Annotated in this window: 16 protein-coding genes; 7 read left to right on the forward strand and 9 right to left on the reverse strand. The window is 49.9% G+C overall.

Annotated features, from left to right (window positions below; translation table 11 throughout):
• Positions 1 to 58 precede the first annotated feature (58 nt).
• The 4 genes from FE702_RS00160 to FE702_RS00175 form a co-directional block, all read right to left on the reverse strand.
• Entirely contained in the window at positions 59 to 1,918 is a 1,860-nt protein-coding gene (locus tag FE702_RS00160) for an AAA family ATPase (RefSeq protein WP_147124200.1), read from the reverse strand.
• The gene (locus FE702_RS00165) at positions 1,915 to 2,394 is read right to left on the reverse strand and encodes an ABC-three component system middle component 2 (RefSeq protein WP_222611777.1); all 480 of its coding nucleotides are present in this window, start codon (positions 2,392 to 2,394) and stop codon (positions 1,915 to 1,917) included. The genes FE702_RS00160 and FE702_RS00165 overlap by 4 nt, the downstream gene beginning before the upstream one ends.
• Positions 2,395 to 2,414: 20 nt before the next feature.
• Entirely contained in the window at positions 2,415 to 3,521 is a 1,107-nt protein-coding gene (locus tag FE702_RS00170; RefSeq protein ID WP_147124201.1) for an ABC-three component system protein, read from the reverse strand.
• 222 nt (positions 3,522 to 3,743) lie between these two features.
• A complete protein-coding gene (locus tag FE702_RS00175) occupies positions 3,744 to 4,346 on the reverse strand; it encodes a response regulator transcription factor (RefSeq protein WP_147124202.1) in 603 nt (200 codons plus the stop codon).
• Positions 4,347 to 4,398: 52 nt separating this feature from the next.
• Here FE702_RS00175 and FE702_RS00180 point away from each other — a divergent pair, with 52 nt between their 5' ends.
• The 5 genes from FE702_RS00180 (at position 4,399) to FE702_RS00200 (ending at position 10,990) form a co-directional block, all read left to right on the forward strand.
• Positions 4,399 to 5,976: a sensor histidine kinase gene (locus FE702_RS00180; RefSeq protein ID WP_186826940.1), complete on the forward strand. Its 1,578-nt coding sequence runs from the start codon at positions 4,399 to 4,401 to the stop codon at positions 5,974 to 5,976.
• A gap of 199 nt (positions 5,977 to 6,175) precedes the next feature.
• On the forward strand, positions 6,176 to 6,667 hold the full coding sequence (locus tag FE702_RS00185) for a hypothetical protein (RefSeq protein ID WP_147124204.1): 492 nt from the start codon (positions 6,176 to 6,178) through the stop codon (positions 6,665 to 6,667).
• Positions 6,667 to 7,722: a glycosyltransferase family protein gene (locus tag FE702_RS00190; protein WP_147124205.1), complete on the forward strand. Its 1,056-nt coding sequence runs from the start codon at positions 6,667 to 6,669 to the stop codon at positions 7,720 to 7,722. Before FE702_RS00185 ends, FE702_RS00190 begins: the two co-directional genes overlap by 1 nt.
• Positions 7,670 to 9,229, forward strand: a complete 1,560-nt coding sequence (locus FE702_RS00195; RefSeq protein ID WP_147124206.1) for a hypothetical protein — start codon at positions 7,670 to 7,672, stop codon at positions 9,227 to 9,229. Before FE702_RS00190 ends, FE702_RS00195 begins: the two co-directional genes overlap by 53 nt.
• A gap of 3 nt (positions 9,230 to 9,232) precedes the next feature.
• Positions 9,233 to 10,990 carry a hypothetical protein gene (locus tag FE702_RS00200; RefSeq protein ID WP_147124207.1) on the forward strand — a complete coding sequence of 586 codons (1,758 nt, stop codon included), beginning with the start codon at positions 9,233 to 9,235 and terminating at the stop codon, positions 10,988 to 10,990.
• Here the strand turns inward: FE702_RS00200 and FE702_RS00205 are convergent.
• The 5 genes from FE702_RS00205 to FE702_RS00225 form a co-directional block, all read right to left on the reverse strand.
• Entirely contained in the window at positions 10,947 to 12,143 is a 1,197-nt protein-coding gene (locus FE702_RS00205; protein ID WP_147124208.1) for a glycosyltransferase family protein, read from the reverse strand. The two genes, FE702_RS00200 and FE702_RS00205, sit on opposite strands and share 44 nt — an antisense overlap.
• A gap of 63 nt (positions 12,144 to 12,206) precedes the next feature.
• A complete protein-coding gene (locus FE702_RS00210) occupies positions 12,207 to 12,776 on the reverse strand; it encodes a tyrosine-type recombinase/integrase (RefSeq protein ID WP_147124209.1) in 570 nt (189 codons plus the stop codon).
• A 532-nt stretch (positions 12,777 to 13,308) separates the two neighbouring features.
• The gene (gene tmk / locus FE702_RS18985) at positions 13,309 to 13,917 is read right to left on the reverse strand and encodes a dTMP kinase (RefSeq protein ID WP_147124210.1); all 609 of its coding nucleotides are present in this window, start codon (positions 13,915 to 13,917) and stop codon (positions 13,309 to 13,311) included.
• A complete protein-coding gene (locus FE702_RS00220) occupies positions 13,914 to 14,618 on the reverse strand; it encodes an HAD family hydrolase (RefSeq protein ID WP_147124211.1) in 705 nt (234 codons plus the stop codon). Before FE702_RS00220 ends, tmk begins: the two co-directional genes overlap by 4 nt.
• A gap of 3 nt (positions 14,619 to 14,621) precedes the next feature.
• Positions 14,622 to 16,061 carry a hypothetical protein gene (locus FE702_RS00225; RefSeq protein WP_147124212.1) on the reverse strand — a complete coding sequence of 480 codons (1,440 nt, stop codon included), beginning with the start codon at positions 16,059 to 16,061 and terminating at the stop codon, positions 14,622 to 14,624.
• 32 nt (positions 16,062 to 16,093) lie between these two features.
• On the opposite strand from FE702_RS00225, the gene FE702_RS00230 reads away from it, so the two are divergent.
• On the forward strand, positions 16,094 to 16,849 hold the full coding sequence (locus tag FE702_RS00230) for an LbetaH domain-containing protein (protein ID WP_147124213.1): 756 nt from the start codon (positions 16,094 to 16,096) through the stop codon (positions 16,847 to 16,849).
• Positions 16,846 to 17,802: a hypothetical protein gene (locus FE702_RS00235; protein ID WP_147124214.1), complete on the forward strand. Its 957-nt coding sequence runs from the start codon at positions 16,846 to 16,848 to the stop codon at positions 17,800 to 17,802. The genes FE702_RS00230 and FE702_RS00235 overlap by 4 nt, the downstream gene beginning before the upstream one ends.
• Positions 17,803 to 17,940: the final 138 nt, after the last annotated feature.

Here is a 17,940-nt window from a genome sequence, read left to right on the forward strand (position 1 = left end):
ACATCAACTGGCACCGACTTAAAAGCAGACGTTCGCCTGCAATGGCAAACCTAGCCCTTCAATCAGGTTCAACGGGAAAAAACCCATAGCGGCCGAAACTACGACTCTTTGTGAAATGCGTCACGTTTTTGTATTTTTCCACATCATCTGGAATTGATTTTTTGTTTTCAAAAACAATTGTTTGAACGTCATTGCTGAATTCAAGGCCGTCAAAAAAATGCCTATTCAGGTGAGTTTCTGAAATCTCATCGTCTTCATCAGGCTCCTCATAAGCCAATAGAGGAGAGTCCAAGACAACAAAGCCTAAAGTCGGCAAGTCCTTGTCATTCAAGTAGTTCGCCAAGCCGAGTGTCATCGCTGCATGAGTGATTGACCTGTGACCTTTACCGTTACTAATTCGATGCTTGCCATTCAAAACAATATCAACTGCCTCTGGATCAAAATGCACTTGATCGGTGTTTGGCAAATGCCATGAGTTGAGAAGACTTTTCACACGATCAGCCAATTCGAACAGGCTTGAAGTTGGAACACGGTTATCTGAAGCCTCTTCTAGCTTCTCGGGTGCTTCCTCAATGGCGTTTAGTTTGTCTTCTAACTCTTCTCTTGCTTCAAAAAGGTCTATCGTGCGGCGTACGGCTGCTTGCTTCTGATGTAGCTCCGCTGATCGTGTTCGATATTGAGCTAAATCCGGGGTTAGCTCACTAATTCTCTGATTGCTTCTTAAGACTAACTCTCGCTTATTGGCTAGGGAGACACCAACATCTTCTGCTTCCAACTTAAGCTGATCGATCGTGTTTATGAGATCATTTTCGAGCTTAACGATCTTTCCAAGTTCTGCTTTTGCCGATTCAACAACTTCTTCGGTTTCTGCATTGCAAGCATGATCGAAGCCCTGGTCTTCTTTGGCAGCCCCACAGAGAGGGCAGGTCTCGGATTCAAGCTCGGAAATCAAGCTTCCGGCCTCAATGATACCCGTCAACCGGTCTTGGTCAGACGCATAGTGCAACAGCAATTTGTCAAACCTCTCAATCATCTCTTTGATTTCAGTAAGTCTACGAAGATTTTGCTCATAGTCAGTTTGATGACTTTGTTTTTCTTCAACTATTTGCAATACATCTTGTTCGAGCCCAGACAACAGCTCGTTGGAGCGTTCAAGTGTTTTAATCAGACGGTTTTCTTGGTCTTCCAGCTCTTCTTTCGAAGTTTCTTCCGCTGCTACGGCTTCGATTTTCTCCGAAACTTCTTGGATTAGCTCTTGAAGCATTCCCATACGCGCAGTCCTGGAAATCGCTTCTCGCTCGTTCTTCTCTGATGTTTTCAGGGCGCTATCGTCAATTCCCGTCAGTAAGAGCTTCAACCTGGCGGTTTCGACGGTTTCTTTTGTGAACTGCCCGCTTCTGAATGGAGAAATCTCTTTCTGAATGTCTGTCTCGGTGACGAAGAAAAGTGGCAGGAGCGATCTAATAGTTAGCCGTTCCTTTTGGTTGTCTGCATTCTTCTTCAACTGCTTGTCGTGCAAGCCGATTTTCTTGAGCAAGAATTGAGATACACTCTCAACTTTTTTGGTAGGTTGTTTTGCTTTCAACGTTAAAGGTTCGACGCCATCAGGTGTCTCAGTGTGAAGACCAACAAAAAGACCGAAGTCACCACCATCTATACTTCTTGAGAGAGTATTGGTTGATCCGTCCGAGAACTCCAAGCCTAGGAAAATCTCATCATACCCAATATGTTGTGGAATTTCTTTTAGCTTGCGTGAAGACCGCCCAAGCATGAAATCGATAGCGTCAAGTATTGACGATTTCCCCGTGTTGGATGCTCCATAGATCAGATTGAAACCGCTGCTGAACTCAATCGTCGCGGGCTCTTTGTGCGGGCTGTGAAAGCTTAAATGCCTGAGCGTGATTTTTTGAGCGCTCATGTCTGGCCTATGGAACTGATCTGTTTGAACTGAAATTCTGATGTCCACCGATCAAAGGCTTGATCGAAAACACTGGCGAAAAGCTGGTCACCAAATGTGTTGTAGTTCTCAACAACCCAATTGGCCCTCTCGCGAAGCTTCAAAAGGTAAGGACTTGAGAAGTGACTAACCATTACAGCAGCGAATTCCTCTGCCTGAAACAAAAAGCCGTCAACTGAAGCAATCCTTTGCACCAAGCACTTACTCTCCATCAAACGCAGTCCCTGATCCACTAGACTACGGCGGATTATCAACTCGCCGTTTCTGCTAGGGTTGGATGGATGGAGCGACTTTGGTGCACCTGCAAAATCGCCAGTATGGACGACGAAATGGTCAAATGCGAGGAGCTGTTGAAGGTCATAGGACCGCTCAACATCAGCTGACAGAATAAAAAGTGACCGAATGCCGGTTTCTAATGGGCTGTTGAATGCAGACACGGTCCTAGCCTCAGACCCACTCATGATTTTTTCCAAGTCAAGCGATCTACGTTCGCTAGTTGGTGGCAAATACCTTGTAGGTCCTTGAGACCAACGACGCCATGAAGCCCGCTAGACTGTACATTCAGTGATCTGGCTGTCTTTGTGACTTCTTTTACTCTTTTGAAAGCGTCACTATGATCTTCTTCCTCGGTATCTTTAACGCCAAAGTAAACCTCGTCTTGAAGCTTTTCGAACGTTCCGTTGGGAACCGAGTCCCGTGCAAATTTGTGAAGCGATTCCGCTTCAAAGAAGCTTTCTCGTGACCTGTTGAAGTGGTCTTTGAAACTAGGATGGTCTTGCGCAGTCGCGTGAGCACTTAGATCTTCTTGAGTATCGCTATAGGCTTCTACCAGCTGTTCAATATAGCGGCTCTCGCTTTTGAGTGGTACGACTGGCGGTTCACTCGATTTAGGACGCTCGCTCAGGCCGCCACCGAAACGCTGACTATGGTAAGGTGTGGTTTTGTGATCCTCGATCACTTCGTGGGTTGGTTTGTACTGAAAAAGCGAGAAGTCAAATGTCTCAAAAAAATCAAGAAAACTATCTGTCAGCAATACTTCCTGCTTCTTTGTTATAGTCTTTTGACACTGGCTCTCCCAGTTATCCAGGACGTACTTTTTAAGCTTACCTGAATCCAGAAGCAATTTCTTCAGAGAGGGACCACAGTCTTTCGGTGCGAAGAAATAGTAGTTTTTCGGTTTCGATATTTGCCCGGAGAAGATGTGCCAAAGTGTCTTGCCTATCTCGGGAGCGGCGTCACTCGGCATCAATGCTTTCTCGTAGAACTTGCATTGAAAGTTATCCCAATCTCCTTGGAAGCCTTTGTCAGATTTAAAACAGGCAACATCGACACCAAAGTCATTGGCACCGCCCATCCTGCAAACCAAGTGATAGATTTTCTTTTTCGAGTGCGCCCATTCTTTTATGAAGTCTTCCCATTGCCCATCGTTGAAAAGCCATATGAGTTGATCCGGTGCAAACGGCGTTGATGCGTTAACCTTTGCTGCAGATGGAGGAACGTCATCATCTGGTTCGGCTATCTCATGCTCGATCAATTCCGCCGCAGATAAAATAAGCTTGCTCAACCGGACCTCAAGTCACAACAATTCACTTTTAGGTAGAGTTCAACATATTTGCCAAGGCATTACAAGGTGGCCGCATACTAGTGCATCCAACCGTGGCGGCTAAGAGGTAGTCGGCTTGTGTACGTTTACAGGTCATCCGATTTCACTTGTGCTGCGAATGTCTCCTTTAACGGGCCGCGTCTCAGCGTTGCCAAGCACTAGCCAACGGCAGCTCAGGGCCGTCTATTCCTGAAACGCCAAAGCAAACTTGGTTCGGTTATCGGTACCTGCCTTCTTCAAAACAGCACGAACATGGTTTCTCACAGTCTTGGGCTCTATCTGCAGCTCTTTGGCAATTTCCTTATCAGAAAGCGCCTTTGCCAGAAGCCTGGCCACCTTCTGCTCTGCATCACTGAAGATTGACCAGCGATCATCCTCTGGGTGCCATTCGTCGAGCACATCTGTTGGTACGAACCGCCCGCCAGCTGCCATCATGCGCAGGGCATGTAGCAGGGGTTGATCTGACATGGACTTGGGGAGCCATCCAACCGCACCTGCATCGACGGCGGTCTTCACAAGCTGCGGCTCGGTCCGACCCGAGATTATTCCAACAACCTGGTCTGGATAGGCTTCATGGATCATTGCCATGCCCTTGATCCCGTTGATCCCTGGCATGTCATAATCCAGCAGCACGAGGTCGAATGTGCCGTTGTCACCCAGTGCTTTCATTGCTGCTGTGGCTGATCCAACAGCGATGGCTTCCACTGTCGGGTCCAACTGCTTCAGCAGATAAACCATAGCGGTGCCAATCATCAGATGATCGTCGGCAATGAGCAGGCGCTTCATGTGTAAAAAACCAAGGTTGCGTTCGCCGCTGAGTTTCACGCAGTTTGCCTCAATGGAAAAGCCTTTTGATTTACGTGGCAAAGACTTGGTTCGGTTCACCGGATTGGTGGCCCTGTGGCTTGCCGCCTATAAATCCGCTGACCTGTTCAATTTCTTTGAGACGTATTCCAGCCTTTGGTTTTTGCCTGCTGGCATAACGATGGCCATCGCGATGACGGCCCCACATCGGTTCTTGTTTGCGCCGCTTGTGGCCAACCTGCTCTTGGCAATCCCAGCGGTTTGTTCAGCGTTGGGAATAGAGTTCACCAATTTTCGTGATCCAATCCTCCACAGCTTTCGCCTATTTGCGATTTACGCAGGTGCAGGCTTAGTTGCTCGGCACCTACTGAACATCGCCACGCCGATTTCAGAGCTAAGAGACCAACTGAAGCTGGTTGTCGTGGTTGCCATCGCTGCAGCTGTAGGTGCTCTGAGCGGAGTATCGATGCATGCAGCGGTCGGGAATTTTCCTTGGCATGTTGCATGGGAAATCCTGCTTCCATGGGGCGTGGGCGACTCAATCGGCACTTTGATTGTCCTGCCCGTCTTGGTGCCGCTGCTGCTCAAACTCTTCGGTGATGTGCGCCCGCTGGCTTTGCCGGATTGGCAGATCGTTGCATTCCAATTGATCGCAATCCTGCTAGCCATGTTCATAGCGTTCTGGGGGGCACCGCAGGGACCGCACTTGGGTTCATTGGCATACATCATACTGCTGCCACCTGTCGTGTTCGCCGTCACTGGTGGACTGCCATCGGCAGCAACTGCGATCACGTTAACTGCGCTGTTAACTCCGCCTGCTGCGACGTGGTTTGGATATGATGGGGAACGCATTGGGTTGCAGTTCCTCCTGCTGATCACGGCAATTTCGACTTTGATGATCGGTGGTGCAATTTCTGATCGGGAAACCGCATTCAAGGCCGTCAAGGACAGCGAAGAAGGTCTTGAAGAGGAAGTCAAAAGCCAAACTAAAGACCTGCGTGATGCCTACGAGTTCCAGCAGCATTTGATGAGATCCATCGGACATGATCTGCGCCAACCCATACACTCTCTTAATATGATGTTGGACGGACTGGTGATTGAGCACAAAGACAGCGCCGCAGCCGCCCCTCTGGGCCATGCACGGGATATCAGTCAAACTGCGACGGGCTTTATTGAAAAGGTGCTGGCGTATGCCAAGCGGGAGGCTGGCAAGGTTGAGGTTATATCCGCTGAGTTCGCATTGCAGCGCGTGTTTGATGAGGTCACGCAGTCATTCTCGGCTGAAGCATCTGAGCGGGGCGTGAAGCTCATAGTAGTGCCAACCAATCATCAGATGCATTCTGACAAAGACCTCGTTTGGGAAGCTGTTTCCAACTTGGTTCAAAACGCCATCCGGATGAGTACTGAAGGGCAACAAGTGGTCTTGAAGACCGACATTGATGAAACCGCTATGACAATCTCGGTGTCTGACGAAATAGCTACTAAAGACTCTGAGCCAGGACAGGCAGGCTTTGGATTGGAGATCGTCAAACAAATCTCATCGATGCTTGGCGCTGAGTTCGCGCTGCAGCCAAATCTCGCCGTTTTGCGCTTTGGTAGCTCAGCTGCTTAAGCAGTTTCATGATGCTCAGACGCCACTGATTTTGCTGAAGAAAAAGCTCGAAAACTTGATTTAATCAAGTTTTACATCTGGCAAAACAACAGCGGGTCTATCTTTAGGCCATTTGTGCATCCGATTGGGTCAGATGTGCACAACACGAGGTTCAAGTTCTCTGGCAGCAATACCCCACAAGTAATTTGTGGAGGAAAAAATGCCCCAAGGGTTTTGGACAACCGCCTATATCGGCGCTGTAGTGGCCATCAATTGGCTGTTTGTCGTGGTGCCGATGGTGCCTGTACTGGGAACGATGTTTCCGCCAGTGATGCTGGTCGTGGGCTTCGTGTTTGTGTTCCGTGATTTCGCGCAACGGGAGATCGGACATTGGGTCGTGATCGCCATATTGGTTGCTGGCGGCATAAGCTACTTCATGTCGGCCCCTGTTGTTGCACTGGCCAGCGTAACGGCATTCTTAATCTCTGAAGCGATTGATTGGGCGGTCTACACGTTCACACGTAAGCCGCTGTCACAACGTATCTTGGTTTCATCTGCTGCAGCTGTCCCTGTGGATACCATCGTGTTTTTGCAGATGGTTGGCTTCTTCGATTGGACCGCCGTAGCACTGGTCAGCGCCGCTAAGATGCTTGGGGCTTTGGTGTTTTGGTTTGTGCTGCGAAACCGTGAGACCGCCGAGGTGGCAGCGTAATGCCCACGCTTTGGCTCTTCGATATCGAACCCCATGAACAACGCTACACCATCGAATGGCAGGAGCATCTGCCAAAACAGCTTATGTCGGCGATGCAAAGGCGCAAGAAGCCATGGAAGCTGGAAGTGGTCCATGGGTCAGCAACTTCTGGGCGGACAACGCCGGGTGCATTCCTGAACTTTGCGGAAACCAATGCCTACAAAGCCTGCCAGATCGCTGAGTTCTCTCTGTTGGTTCAGCAGGGGCGCGTTAAAGACGGCGACCGTGCATTATTTGCTGACGCTTGGCATCCTGGTGTCATCCATCTCAAGTACATGGCGGATTTGCTTCCACTAGAGCTGTCCATCGATGTGATGTGGCACGCAGGATCATACGATCCGTATGATTTTTTAGGGCGGACACCAAAGGTCAAGAAATGGAGCTACAACTTCGAAAGAGCTGTCTTTGAAGCCGCAGACCGAAACTACTTCGCGACTAAGTTTCACCGAAAGCTCTTCACCAAAAAGATTAACCCGAGCCAGCGAAGTACCTATCGCGTGGTCGGCTGGCCGATGGAATATCTTGGGCCGCTTCTGAAGCCGCTAGCGGGGTCGGTGAAGAAGGATACGATCCTTTTCCCACACCGCATAGCGCCGGAAAAAATGCCAGAGGCGTTTGAGCTTCTAGGCGAAAAGCTATCCCAATACAGGATCGTGTTTGCGCAAGAGACGCCGCTCTCAAAGGCTCAATATCATCAGGAACTGGCCCGCGCTCTGGTGGTCTTTTCAGCTAACAAACAGGAAACTTTGGGAATTGGAACATATGAAGGCATTTTGGCTGGTGCTGCGCCCATCGTTCCTAAGCGGTTGAGCTATACCGAAATCTATCGGGACTGGTGCTATCCGTCCAAGTGGAGCGAGTCCCCAGGCGCCGTTCGGCGCAACGCAATGAACCTAGTTCGGTACATCCAAAAAGCGGTTCATGAGCCAACCCCAAAAGAACTGAAAGAGCTCGGAAAACGCGTTGGCCGTCAGTATTTTAGCGGGAGCAAACTCTATGCCAGCGTCCTCAGATAAGAACTTACCGGCTGTAGTCCGCGATCCAGCTGATGCAGTCGATGAACAGCACATGGGGGTGATGGGCAATGAGCCTCGCACCGGCTTGGAAGACTCGGAACTGGATCAAGCTGTGGAAGACATGTTTCCGCGCAATCCTGCCAAACAGCGAGCACTTCCACAGGGACAGGACTACACCCAGGCCAGCGCATATGAAAATGTCGCCTACTACATGCCTGCGCTAAGCAGCACGTACGTCGATGCCCTCGATGTGATGGTGCTGCCGAGCCGATTTGGGTTTTCTGCCGAGGACCTGCAATTTACGAACCCAAAGTCGAAGCTGTGTTTCTATCCTTGGGTTCTTTACAGCGGTGGCCAAGCGGCGAAGACACCAAAGCTCGCAAAGCGGCGCAATTGGTTGACCCGTGGCGACCATGATCCCCGTGTCACGCTCATAGGTGACAGCGGCGGTTTTCAAATCCAGCAGGGCACCATCGAATTCGAAGGCATGCCAACGGTGGACCGGATGCTCCGCTGGCTGGAAGACATCGCCACGCACTCAATGGTGATGGACTTTCCTCTAGCCACAATCGCCTCCGGTGGCGTGGACAACCACGTCCAGCGGCTGATCTCAGAAGGCATCGAAATGGAGAAACTCTCCAAACAACTGGGATTTGACACCGGTTTTCTTGCCTGCCTGTTTCAGACCACCCGGAACAATCGATACTATTGGAAGAACCGGATTCCACGAAAAACCAAAGTCTTGAACATCATCCAAGGTCGCAACGAACGGGAAAGCAAATTCTGGTTCCAGCGAATGCAACAGTTCCGATTTGATGGCTGGACCTTCGCAGGCAAGCATCATTCGCAGCTTGCGATGACATGCCGACGGCTCATTGAAATGCGCGATCTTGGACACCTGAGACAAGGTCAATGGCTGCACTTCCTCGGTGTTTCCACTTTGCGGGTAGGAGTTGGCTTAAGCATGCTTCAGCGGGCGTTGCGCAGCTATACTGATGCCAAAGACATCCAACTGTCTTTCGACTCTGGTAGCCCGGTGGATGTCATGCGCAACGGGTATGAAGCTGTGACCGGCGTGGATATGGCTCCCGACATTTGGAGCTTTCGATCTGCACGCACTCGGCAAGCCGCACATGACGGCAACCAGAGCCCACTAAATGAAATCTGGGAAAAAGGTGAGCGGACACTGGATTTCAAGCGAACCATGACCGCTTTAGGCGCGCACCTGACACTTGATGATTTCGTCGACAAGCCATGGGCAGGCTTCGCGATTTCGCAAACGCGAAAGCTTCAACAGGTTTTGCTGATCCATCACAACACGCATGCCTTTTTTGAAGGATTCCGGCACGCATACCGCACCCTCGATGACCGCAACATCTTGGAGCGCCCCAAGGAACTGATGTGTCTTCCGGCACTCCTGGACGCCGTGTTCACGTCGGAAACCCCCATGCAATTCATTCAAGAGGCCGAGCGAGATTTGAACGCTCTGGCGCTGGCAAAGGTATAAACCATGACTGAGAACGCACTTGTTGTCGTTGGATCAAACTCCAGCAAAAAACTGGCGGAATTCGACCCCGAACTTGAGTCCATCCTCAAGCTCTCCGCCAAGGCAGAAAAGGCCCTGACAGGTCACCATACCCGCGTCCATCAAGCTTTGGTGGCCACCTATAAACTGGGCTTGGAGCTCAAAGAACTGGAGATGCTCACGCTGTTCATTGGACAAAAGGTCAAGTCGATCAGTGCAAAGCAAAAGACCAATGATTTCCATGAGCTGGTGGGCATCGCGTTCCCCACTGCTCGCGACGACAGCAAATCTCAGTACCGGAAGATTCTAAAGTATGCACAAGAAGAGGACTGGAGCGTTCAGCAGTTTCGCCAGGCTTTTTTGAGCGGGGAGACACTCAGAACCCTGTATGCTCGTGCACTAGAATCCGAAAAAACCTCTGGAGATTCCCGCACCGAAGATGACGCGTCAGAAAAGTTCAAGCAGGCCAAACAAGTTTTGGATGCGCAATCCCTGGGTTCCGTAACAGGACTTCAATCGAACGCTATGAAACCGCACATGGTTCACGGCTATGCCAATGCTGTTGTTCGGCAGACGACCAATGGGGCTGAAATTGTTGGCTTCCTTCCAACTGGGCCTCAAGCCACATTTGAACGTGCGTTGATCAGCTTGGTTCCTTTCATCACGGATCGCACAGAACGGCGTTTGACCAAAAAGCGGCTTTATGCATTTTTTGTTATCTGCGATGTTTTCAAACGCATTCAGCCCGACCGAGAGAACGTGATTGCTCAACTTGAAGCAATGAGCTCCATGCAATCGGCGTTAGAACTCACTGGCAACGAAAGTAGAGATGAAGTGGCCCAGGCTCTAAGGGATCGGCAACTGGGCCGGGCAAAAGCCAAGAAGGACTCCAAGGTCACGAGCGATAACATCGACAAAGCCAAGCAGGTGCTCTGGCTCACCAAGCAAGATGGCGATGTGGCTACCATCGTGGAAAACGGGACCGTACTGCCTTCAATGATTGCCCTGGAAACTCAAATTCCATGGGAGGCGTTCCAGCAGAAAGCGCGGGTTTTGCGTATGGCAGCAGATGACGTCCGAAACTTCGCATCTGATTTTTTGCGCCAACTTGAATGGGAGGACGAGCACACATCACAGTTGTCACACCTTACGTGTTCCGACGGCGGCACACTGAAATATGCGTTTCCCAGTGTAGCCCCCGGCAGGGAAGGATTTCGCCTGCTCAAAACTGGTGCTGAGCCTGAATATGAGTTCAGCGTGACGAAGGGTGTGCTGAACGAGCTGCACGGTTGGCGCGAAACGTTCAAAAAGTCATTGCCGCGCAACTCAAATCGACGGTTTCCGACACTGCTCAATGTCATCGAAGACGACGGGTATCTGTACGTTCATTTCCCAGACAACCCCAGCGAAAAACAGAAGCTTGGAAAGATCAGTTCAACGCCGCAAAGCACCTTGTCTCTTGGGTCGGACTGGCTCGTACAAACCCGGCAGTTGGAAAGCATGATCAGTCTCGGCGTTGACTACGGGATGACGTTTGAAGGCAAACTTCTTTCCATGGCAGGTGCGCCCTTTGGGATCGAGCTAAACTGCGAGCTACCGACCGGCCCTTGCAAGATAACCCTACCATTAATTGTGGGGCTCGCGGGTGGTTTCGTCGAAAACACTGACATGTTCGTGCCACCTGCTGCCTTGCCAGCGCCTAGCCAGGATGTTGATCCGAATTCAGATACTCTTCCCAAGTAGCGAAAGTTTGCTGCTCTCGGCGCGCCGCAAAGCTGGGAGCAGTATTCAGGGGACGTTCGTAGAGTTCCAACAGCGCGTTGTGTGCATCACGGATGGGCGTGATGTGGACACCGTCATCGATGAAAGCTTGCCACCAATCATACTCATGGACCAGCAACGTAGGCAGTCCAGCTGCCAAGGTCTCCATGGCTGAGAAACCATAGGATTCCAGTTTCGCGGGATGGAACGCTATTCGCGCAGAGCCAATGAAATCGGCCTTTTCCTGGCCTGTGATCTCAGACTGGATTTCGTAGTCTGTGATGCCATGACTTTTGAATGTCTTGTGGAACTTTTCGACACCTTTCTTCCGCGTAAGGACTTTGGCCGGTAGCCCTGCTTGCGCGACCTTCTTAGCGAAGACCGCTGGTTGCTTGCGTGGTTCATGTCTGCCGATGAACAGAACACCGTGTCGTTTTCCCGCATATGGCTGCAGAAGCTGTGGGTCTGGGATTGGCATCGGCAGAACAACGGGCGGAGCGGAGAGCTCCAAGTGTTTCATACGCTCAATGTTGTAGTCGCTTTGGGTGGCTGTGGTGATCCCAGATGTTCCAACGATCCTTAACAGCATTTCCATATAGCTTGGCCCGAATTTGCTGCTCTTCGGGATTGGGTTCAGCACCAGGTTTTCGTGGTGGGTATAAAAGGTGGTCGGGATTTTTTCATGCAAGCCCATTTCCAGCACGGCTAATGCCGCTTCAGGAGTGTTTATTAGCAGATGTGTGGGAAGCTCAGACGCCAACGCTTTAGACAACGCGGCGCAGAAATTCTGGACGCGGAACGGGTTTGGTATTTCCTGGGCATAGATGCTCGTGTCTGGGTTATGGCCCGTGTGGCTGACTGGTGCGCTCGGCATGATGAAACCGCCATTTGCAATGGCGGTTTCGGTCATCGTTTTCGCTGAGGCGAATGGCTCGTTGTCCATGATCACAGTGACCCGCCAACCAAACTGGTTCGCCATCCGCCGGAAGCCTCGAAAAAAAGACCCAATCCCGCCAGTTGGAACGAAGTGCTGGTTAGAGATGAGAAAGTAGATGTGATGCTGTACCATGTAGATACGGTAGCGGCGCATTTGCTGGCCGAAACACTGTTCGTTTGGCGGCACGGCATCCTTCACCGCGTCCCTGGTTTTTGAGGCCCCAAGGCTCCAGAACAGGGAAAACTTGATTAAATCAAGTTTTCATAGGACCTCCACCGCGCTGCGTTTTTGCTCATCCGAAACATCGATGTAGCGTTGCGTGGTGGTCAGCTGTTTGTGTCCAGCAAGTTCCATGATCACCTTTGGTGAAATCCCAGCATGGGCCATGCGGGTTATGAACCAGCGCCGCCCACTATGTGAGGACGCATCTTCGATCCCAGCGGCATCAAACACACGGGCAAAGGCCTGGACCATGCTGTTGGGTGTGAAGTGTCCACCCTTCTGGGACTCGATCACAGGCCGATCAGGTGCCCTCCAGCGATCCAGCTGCGCCCAGTAGGTGGAAAGCTCCTTCTGCAGCTTAGCGTTCAGATGCACCTGCCGTGCTTCCTTTGCTTTGGTGTTCTCAGCTTTGAGGTAAAACATCGCTTTTGGCTTGAGGTCGCGATCCAGCACATCTGCCCATTTGAGCGAGGCGATCTCGCCCACGCGCATGCCAGCGTAGTGGGACAGCATGAGCATCAACCTGTTGCGCTTGCCGTTCTGCATGCTTGCGCAGATGGCCATCACGCGCTTCAGTTCCTCAGAAGATAACACTTTTGCCTGTTTCATCTGTTATCACCAAATGATTGAAACATAACGTTTTCCCGTCTGTGCAGGATTTTGTTATGTTGCCATCTGATGAGCAGAGCGACCGTTTTCTGACACTCAGTGATTTCAGCTACTTAGGACAGAATAGCAGGAAAATTATGTTTTGTTACGTTCCTCGGTGGGCAAGCGAAATCGCACTGAGCGTTATCCCGTCCGTTCAGTCGGGCTGGATCAGAACATAACAAACTGGCTTGAAGGTTCTATTCTCCGATCACTTCTCACCCCAGCGGGAACATCGGACGTTGTATCAAGACGCTGCGAATTCACCTAATGAGCGCACGCCGACCGTCATATGATAAATGACGAACGGCAGCTTTCTTGGCGATCTCGCAAACTCGCCTCGGTGCCCAATTTGCAATAAAATTGCCAAAGGAAACAGTTCTGCGGGTGCCACCAATCATATCCCCCGACACACTAGGTTAACAACGTCGCGTCTTGCAAACGATCTGCGTTAAGTAAGCCAGTGCAAACCAGCACCGACCCAGACTGCCGGTCATTCTTCTTTGTTACGATCGCACGTTGCAAGGAATGCTTGGACTACTTTACAGCACTCTGACGTGACACTTGAGAACGATCCTTCACCGTTGACAACAGGGTACTCTTCTAATTCAGCGAGTTTGAGATAACTCTGGCGCGCCAACGCAAGAAAAGTCTCTGAATTTGGAGTAGGCTTTCCACAAGCCAAAGCTCGATCAATGGACGTTCTAGGAGATATATCGACGATGATTGTTAGCCCAGGACTAGGAATCCCTTCGTCAAGAGACGCAAGCCAACTCGCTGAACAGCCGTCAAGTTCTCGGTAAACCAAATTTGTAAGGGAGTACCTATCAACGATTACATGGATTCCCGAGGCGAGGCTTGGAAGGATTGTTTGACTCACCAACATACGTCTGTCCGTTGCAAAAGCCAGAGCCTTGAATTCGGGTTCCATTGCTACACCCTCGCGAAATAGTCGATCCAACGTATGTCCGACTGGGGTGCAAAGCTCTTTAGCGCAGGTAATCGGTGTACCACCCTTGTTCAACGTGCGCTTTAGGACCTCGCATAAGCTTGTTTTTCCGGCATTACTAAGCCCTTCAAGCGCGATGAGCTCACCTTTCAAGACGTGAACACCGTTTTAAGCTTCTCAGAAACCGAAAGGATAGATTGAATTTCTTCCGGCTCACTCTCCAAATTAAATTCATTGACTAGAATTGACTTCATTCCAAACATTTGAGCGCCTTCGATATCTCGAGCGCGATCATTTCCAACCATAACGCAGCAATTCAAGGGAATCTTGAGCTTGTCAGAAATATCCTTAAACATGGCAAAAGCCGGTTTGCTCTGACCTACATCCTCAGAAACGGTCACAGCATCAATGAGTTTGAGCACCCCAAGTTTTTCCAGCAACAAGTATTGCTCCAAAGTAGTTCCATCCGTCAATACGCCGATTGCCCAGCCTTCTGCTGAGATCTCCTCTAACATTTCTACCAGCCGATGATCCCGCTGGATTGCTCCAAGGACGAAACTACGATGGATTGCCAAATAGGAGTTTGCTAGAAACTCAGGCTTTGCAAGCTTATGAGTTTCAAAGATTCCTCTCACCATCTCAAGGTTTGAGAACAAGTGGTTCACGTTGTGACCTGTCAACTCTTGATCCCGAACAAGGTACTCTTTGTGCAAAGGCGCAGAATCTGCTACGAACCCGTCTGTCTGCAGCTTGTTCATCGCAAATTCGACGGCCTCGTACCTCAACCCACGCTCTCTGAGCATAGTATCACCGATGTCAAAAATTACCGCCCTCGCATTAAAAGGTGATGACATCGGTTAGCTTCCCAGCAGTTGGATTATCGAAAGTGCTGAGGCTATGATGGCCGCAAAGATAGTGAGCCACATCATTTTGATTTGCAGCCTCATGTTCTGACCATGATACGCTCGCTCTGAGACTGCATCAATTGTTGACGAGAGCTTATTCTGTTCTGCCTTAAGTGCATCGGCAAGGAGATCAATCTGGAACGTCTCCTCGAGTTTTCTAATTAGTTTGTATGTGTGCTCAGTGTTTGCATAGTATGCAAGGTCAGAAGGAAACTGTAGCCGATTAAGCCGGAGGGACTCCTCAGCAAGCAACGTTCGAAGTTCTTGTGATGCAGCAAGATCCCAATCGCCCGATTTTCTCCTTTTTCGAGCGTTTGAATAGGGCAGATCGACAGCAAGTTGCTTGAGTGACGATATTTGCTGCCGATAGGTCGCCTTCGTCGCCAAAAGCTGCTCAATAAGCAATGGCACAACCATATTGAGATGCGCGGCCTCTGGTTTCTCTCGCTCAGGATAATAGCGCACAAACCGCTCTTGAAATATTAGCCAGAGCTCGTTCTCGCGGTTGCTGATGTCGTTCGAGAAAAAGCTATCCAAAAACTTGCGTGAAAAGCTTTCCCTTGTATAAACGTGTGACATTCTGGAGAAACCAGCGACTTCCCGTAGTAAATCAACTTCGTCGTTCACGAGCCATTGCTCAATATTTATTTCAGAATCGTGAGTATCGTTTATGTCGACATCAAGATATTCAAACTGCTCCCGAACGCTTATTGATCGCGGTCCATCAAATTCAATTTTAGCGTCCTCGAACACCGTATTCCAATGATAAACAAACCGCTCTAGGCACTTGCTTAGCGCAATCTGTATTTTTTCCCTCTGGATTCGAAGTGCCACGATGATTTCATCGACGGAATTTGGACTAGATAGTGCACCCGTTTTTGCCTTGCAGGTAAGGGTCAGTGCGCCATTAGTGTGAACCTTTACATCCACCTTGCTCGCGACCATTAGATCCTCGGTATGCTCATCGTTTTGCAGTACCGTCGCGATGGCAGCAGCTTCGGTTTCGAAAAATGAGCGGTCAACAGGGTGCTTTTCCCTACCAAGCTCAGTTGGATACTCCAAATACTGGCGATTGAAACACGTAAAATCCTTGGGCGGACGCCGTGCGCTAACCTCGACGAGGGTTCGCACGACCCCCCCTGCAGCAATAAGTCTACGAACGGCTGAACGGTCGATTGCCAGCTCCGTCAAGGTTGTAGCGAACACTACAACCTGCTCTTCGACCGAAAACCGTAAACTCCCACGAGCAACAGGGAGCGGCGAGTTTTTCGGGCTATGTCTGACAGCGAGTTCTTGGTTCGCTTCGCTTCCTACGTCGTGCTCTGGTTGGGTGCCATTCTCAGTCATCTCGTTGGTTGATATAGTCATTCCACCTGCTAACACCAAGGTCACGCCGACTGACGCCTCGTCATAAGGAAACTACCATGGGTATGAACCCAGAGCTACAATTCAATGAATGGCGACGATTGCATACAGAGCAGACGTTGGCTGCTGGTGCTGGTGATTCGACCAAACCTTCGAACTGGGACGATCTCTTTTCGATCCACGATGCTCTTTCCACTATTCCGAACTACATCAGCCCCGAGGCGGCTATCGCTAAGTCAGCTGTGATAGTTGGACCGGTGGTGGTCCTAGCTGGAACGCGGATTATGCATGGCGCATTCGTGGAAGGTCCGTCCTTCATTGGTAGTAATTGCTTTGTAGGTAACAATGCCATGGTGCGGGCTGGCAGTTACTTGTCCGACTCCACGCTTGTCGGTAACAGCTCCTATGTGAATTCTGCGCTGCTCCTTCAGAACTCAGGGGTTTTCCACTTTAGTGGGCTCTCGAGGAGTATTCTTGGCTTAGGGTCAAGACTTGGCTCACACGTGGTAACGGAAACCACAAGAGTCGACTACAGTGCACCAAGAGACGATCTAAAGTCGCCTTTCGCGAGTGGACAAAAACTCGGAGCTTTGATCGGCCATAACACTTGCCTTAGCTCGTTTGTTTCGGTTGCTGCAGGGGTAGAAATAGGTTCACGTTGCCTGATTGGTCCACACACACATGTAGATGAAAATGTACCTAGCGGAAAGTATCTCTACTCGGACACAAAGAACACGATGGTTGACAACATTAAAGAGACCGCAATTTTTGAAATGCCAGCAGCAACAGTGGAAAGAAACGATTATAAAGAATGAAAAATCCTACAGTTAGAAATCGACGCTTTGAGTTCCAGCGCGGTGAACTGTTGACCATTTCAGATCTTGGCCAAACAGGGTCCGACTTCACTCAGAAAAAACCTAATGCCAGGAGTTTTTGGCGTAGCCACATTGCGAAGTGGCGTTCGTTGGTGGACGACCCGGTTGACGATCCAAAGTGCTTGTTTTGCAGTTTTTCGCTAGATAAAATCAATCAGCAGTACGGTAGCCTCAACGGCAACAGGGAGTTTGTCACAAGCCTAGATGAGCACTGCAACTTTTGGAGAAACGGGCTTTGGGTGGTCGCCAAGCCTAATGGCTGGCACCTCATTAACGAATTGATCGGACCCATAAATCACCTTACCAGAATCGAAGATTTTGACAGCTTCGGCGATGTTTTCGAAATTGCTGCAGGTCGTTGGCGCGCCCATCAAATCGGACTTGATAGTTCTGCTAGCATCAACAAAAGATCAATTTATCATGGTTTAGTGGTTAACAGGAAGGCTGGCCAATCGATTGAGCATCTTCACTTTCATTGCTACACGAGCCAACATCCGGAACGATTTCTCGACTTGTTCTGTGATCAGAACCAATTGAAAAACTTTGATTTTGGATTTCCCGGATCAGCATTTGTTTCAAGTGACGACTTTCCTCATCTAGGATTTAGCATTCCCATCGATGATCTTTTTCTTTCAGAATCCGAAAGTATTGAAATCGTTGCGTCGCTAACCAATTTATTATTCGCCTGCTATTCGCAATTGTTTAGTAGCGTGCCACCCGGTAGTTTTGGATTCTTCTTCAGGCCGAAAGCAAGTCAACACAAGCTTGTATTGATTTATTGTCCTCTTCAGTGGCATGGAACTATACAGTCGTTTCAGGGGTCAAAATTCTTTCAATTTGATCATGCGTCTATAAAGGACGAGTTTGGAGCGGCGCTTTTGCACCGCCTGTAGTATCCTGAAAAGTTGTCCACCAATGTAAGTTGTCAATCTATGCAGCTGATTGTTGCAGTGCGGGGCATCGTGTATGTCGCATAGAACATCAATGGATCATGGGGTGCACTTGGTCTGCGTCAACGGAAACACTGTGAT

Source organism: Shimia ponticola (assembly GCF_007995215.1).
In the GTDB taxonomy this organism is placed as follows: domain Bacteria; phylum Pseudomonadota; class Alphaproteobacteria; order Rhodobacterales; family Rhodobacteraceae; genus Shimia_B; species Shimia_B ponticola.

Excerpts from the sequence above, each read along its gene's own strand:
- FE702_RS00175 (WP_147124202.1), bottom strand. The coding sequence starts at position 4,346 with ATGAAGCGCCTGCTCATTGCCGACGATCATCTGATGATTGGCACCGCT.
- FE702_RS00160 (WP_147124200.1), bottom strand. The coding sequence starts at position 1,918 with ATGAGCGCTCAAAAAATCACGCTCAGGCATTTAAGCTTTCACAGCCCG.
- FE702_RS00220 (WP_147124211.1), bottom strand. The coding sequence starts at position 14,618 with ATGTCATCACCTTTTAATGCGAGGGCGGTAATTTTTGACATCGGTGAT.
- FE702_RS00185 (WP_147124204.1), top strand. The coding sequence starts at position 6,176 with ATGCCCCAAGGGTTTTGGACAACCGCCTATATCGGCGCTGTAGTGGCC.
- FE702_RS00200 (WP_147124207.1), top strand. The coding sequence starts at position 9,233 with ATGACTGAGAACGCACTTGTTGTCGTTGGATCAAACTCCAGCAAAAAA.
- FE702_RS00230 (WP_147124213.1), top strand. The coding sequence starts at position 16,094 with ATGGGTATGAACCCAGAGCTACAATTCAATGAATGGCGACGATTGCAT.
- FE702_RS00210 (WP_147124209.1), bottom strand. The coding sequence starts at position 12,776 with ATGAAACAGGCAAAAGTGTTATCTTCTGAGGAACTGAAGCGCGTGATG.
- FE702_RS00180 (WP_186826940.1), top strand. The coding sequence starts at position 4,399 with ATGGAAAAGCCTTTTGATTTACGTGGCAAAGACTTGGTTCGGTTCACC.
- FE702_RS00190 (WP_147124205.1), top strand. The coding sequence starts at position 6,667 with ATGCCCACGCTTTGGCTCTTCGATATCGAACCCCATGAACAACGCTAC.
- FE702_RS00235 (WP_147124214.1), top strand. The coding sequence starts at position 16,846 with ATGAAAAATCCTACAGTTAGAAATCGACGCTTTGAGTTCCAGCGCGGT.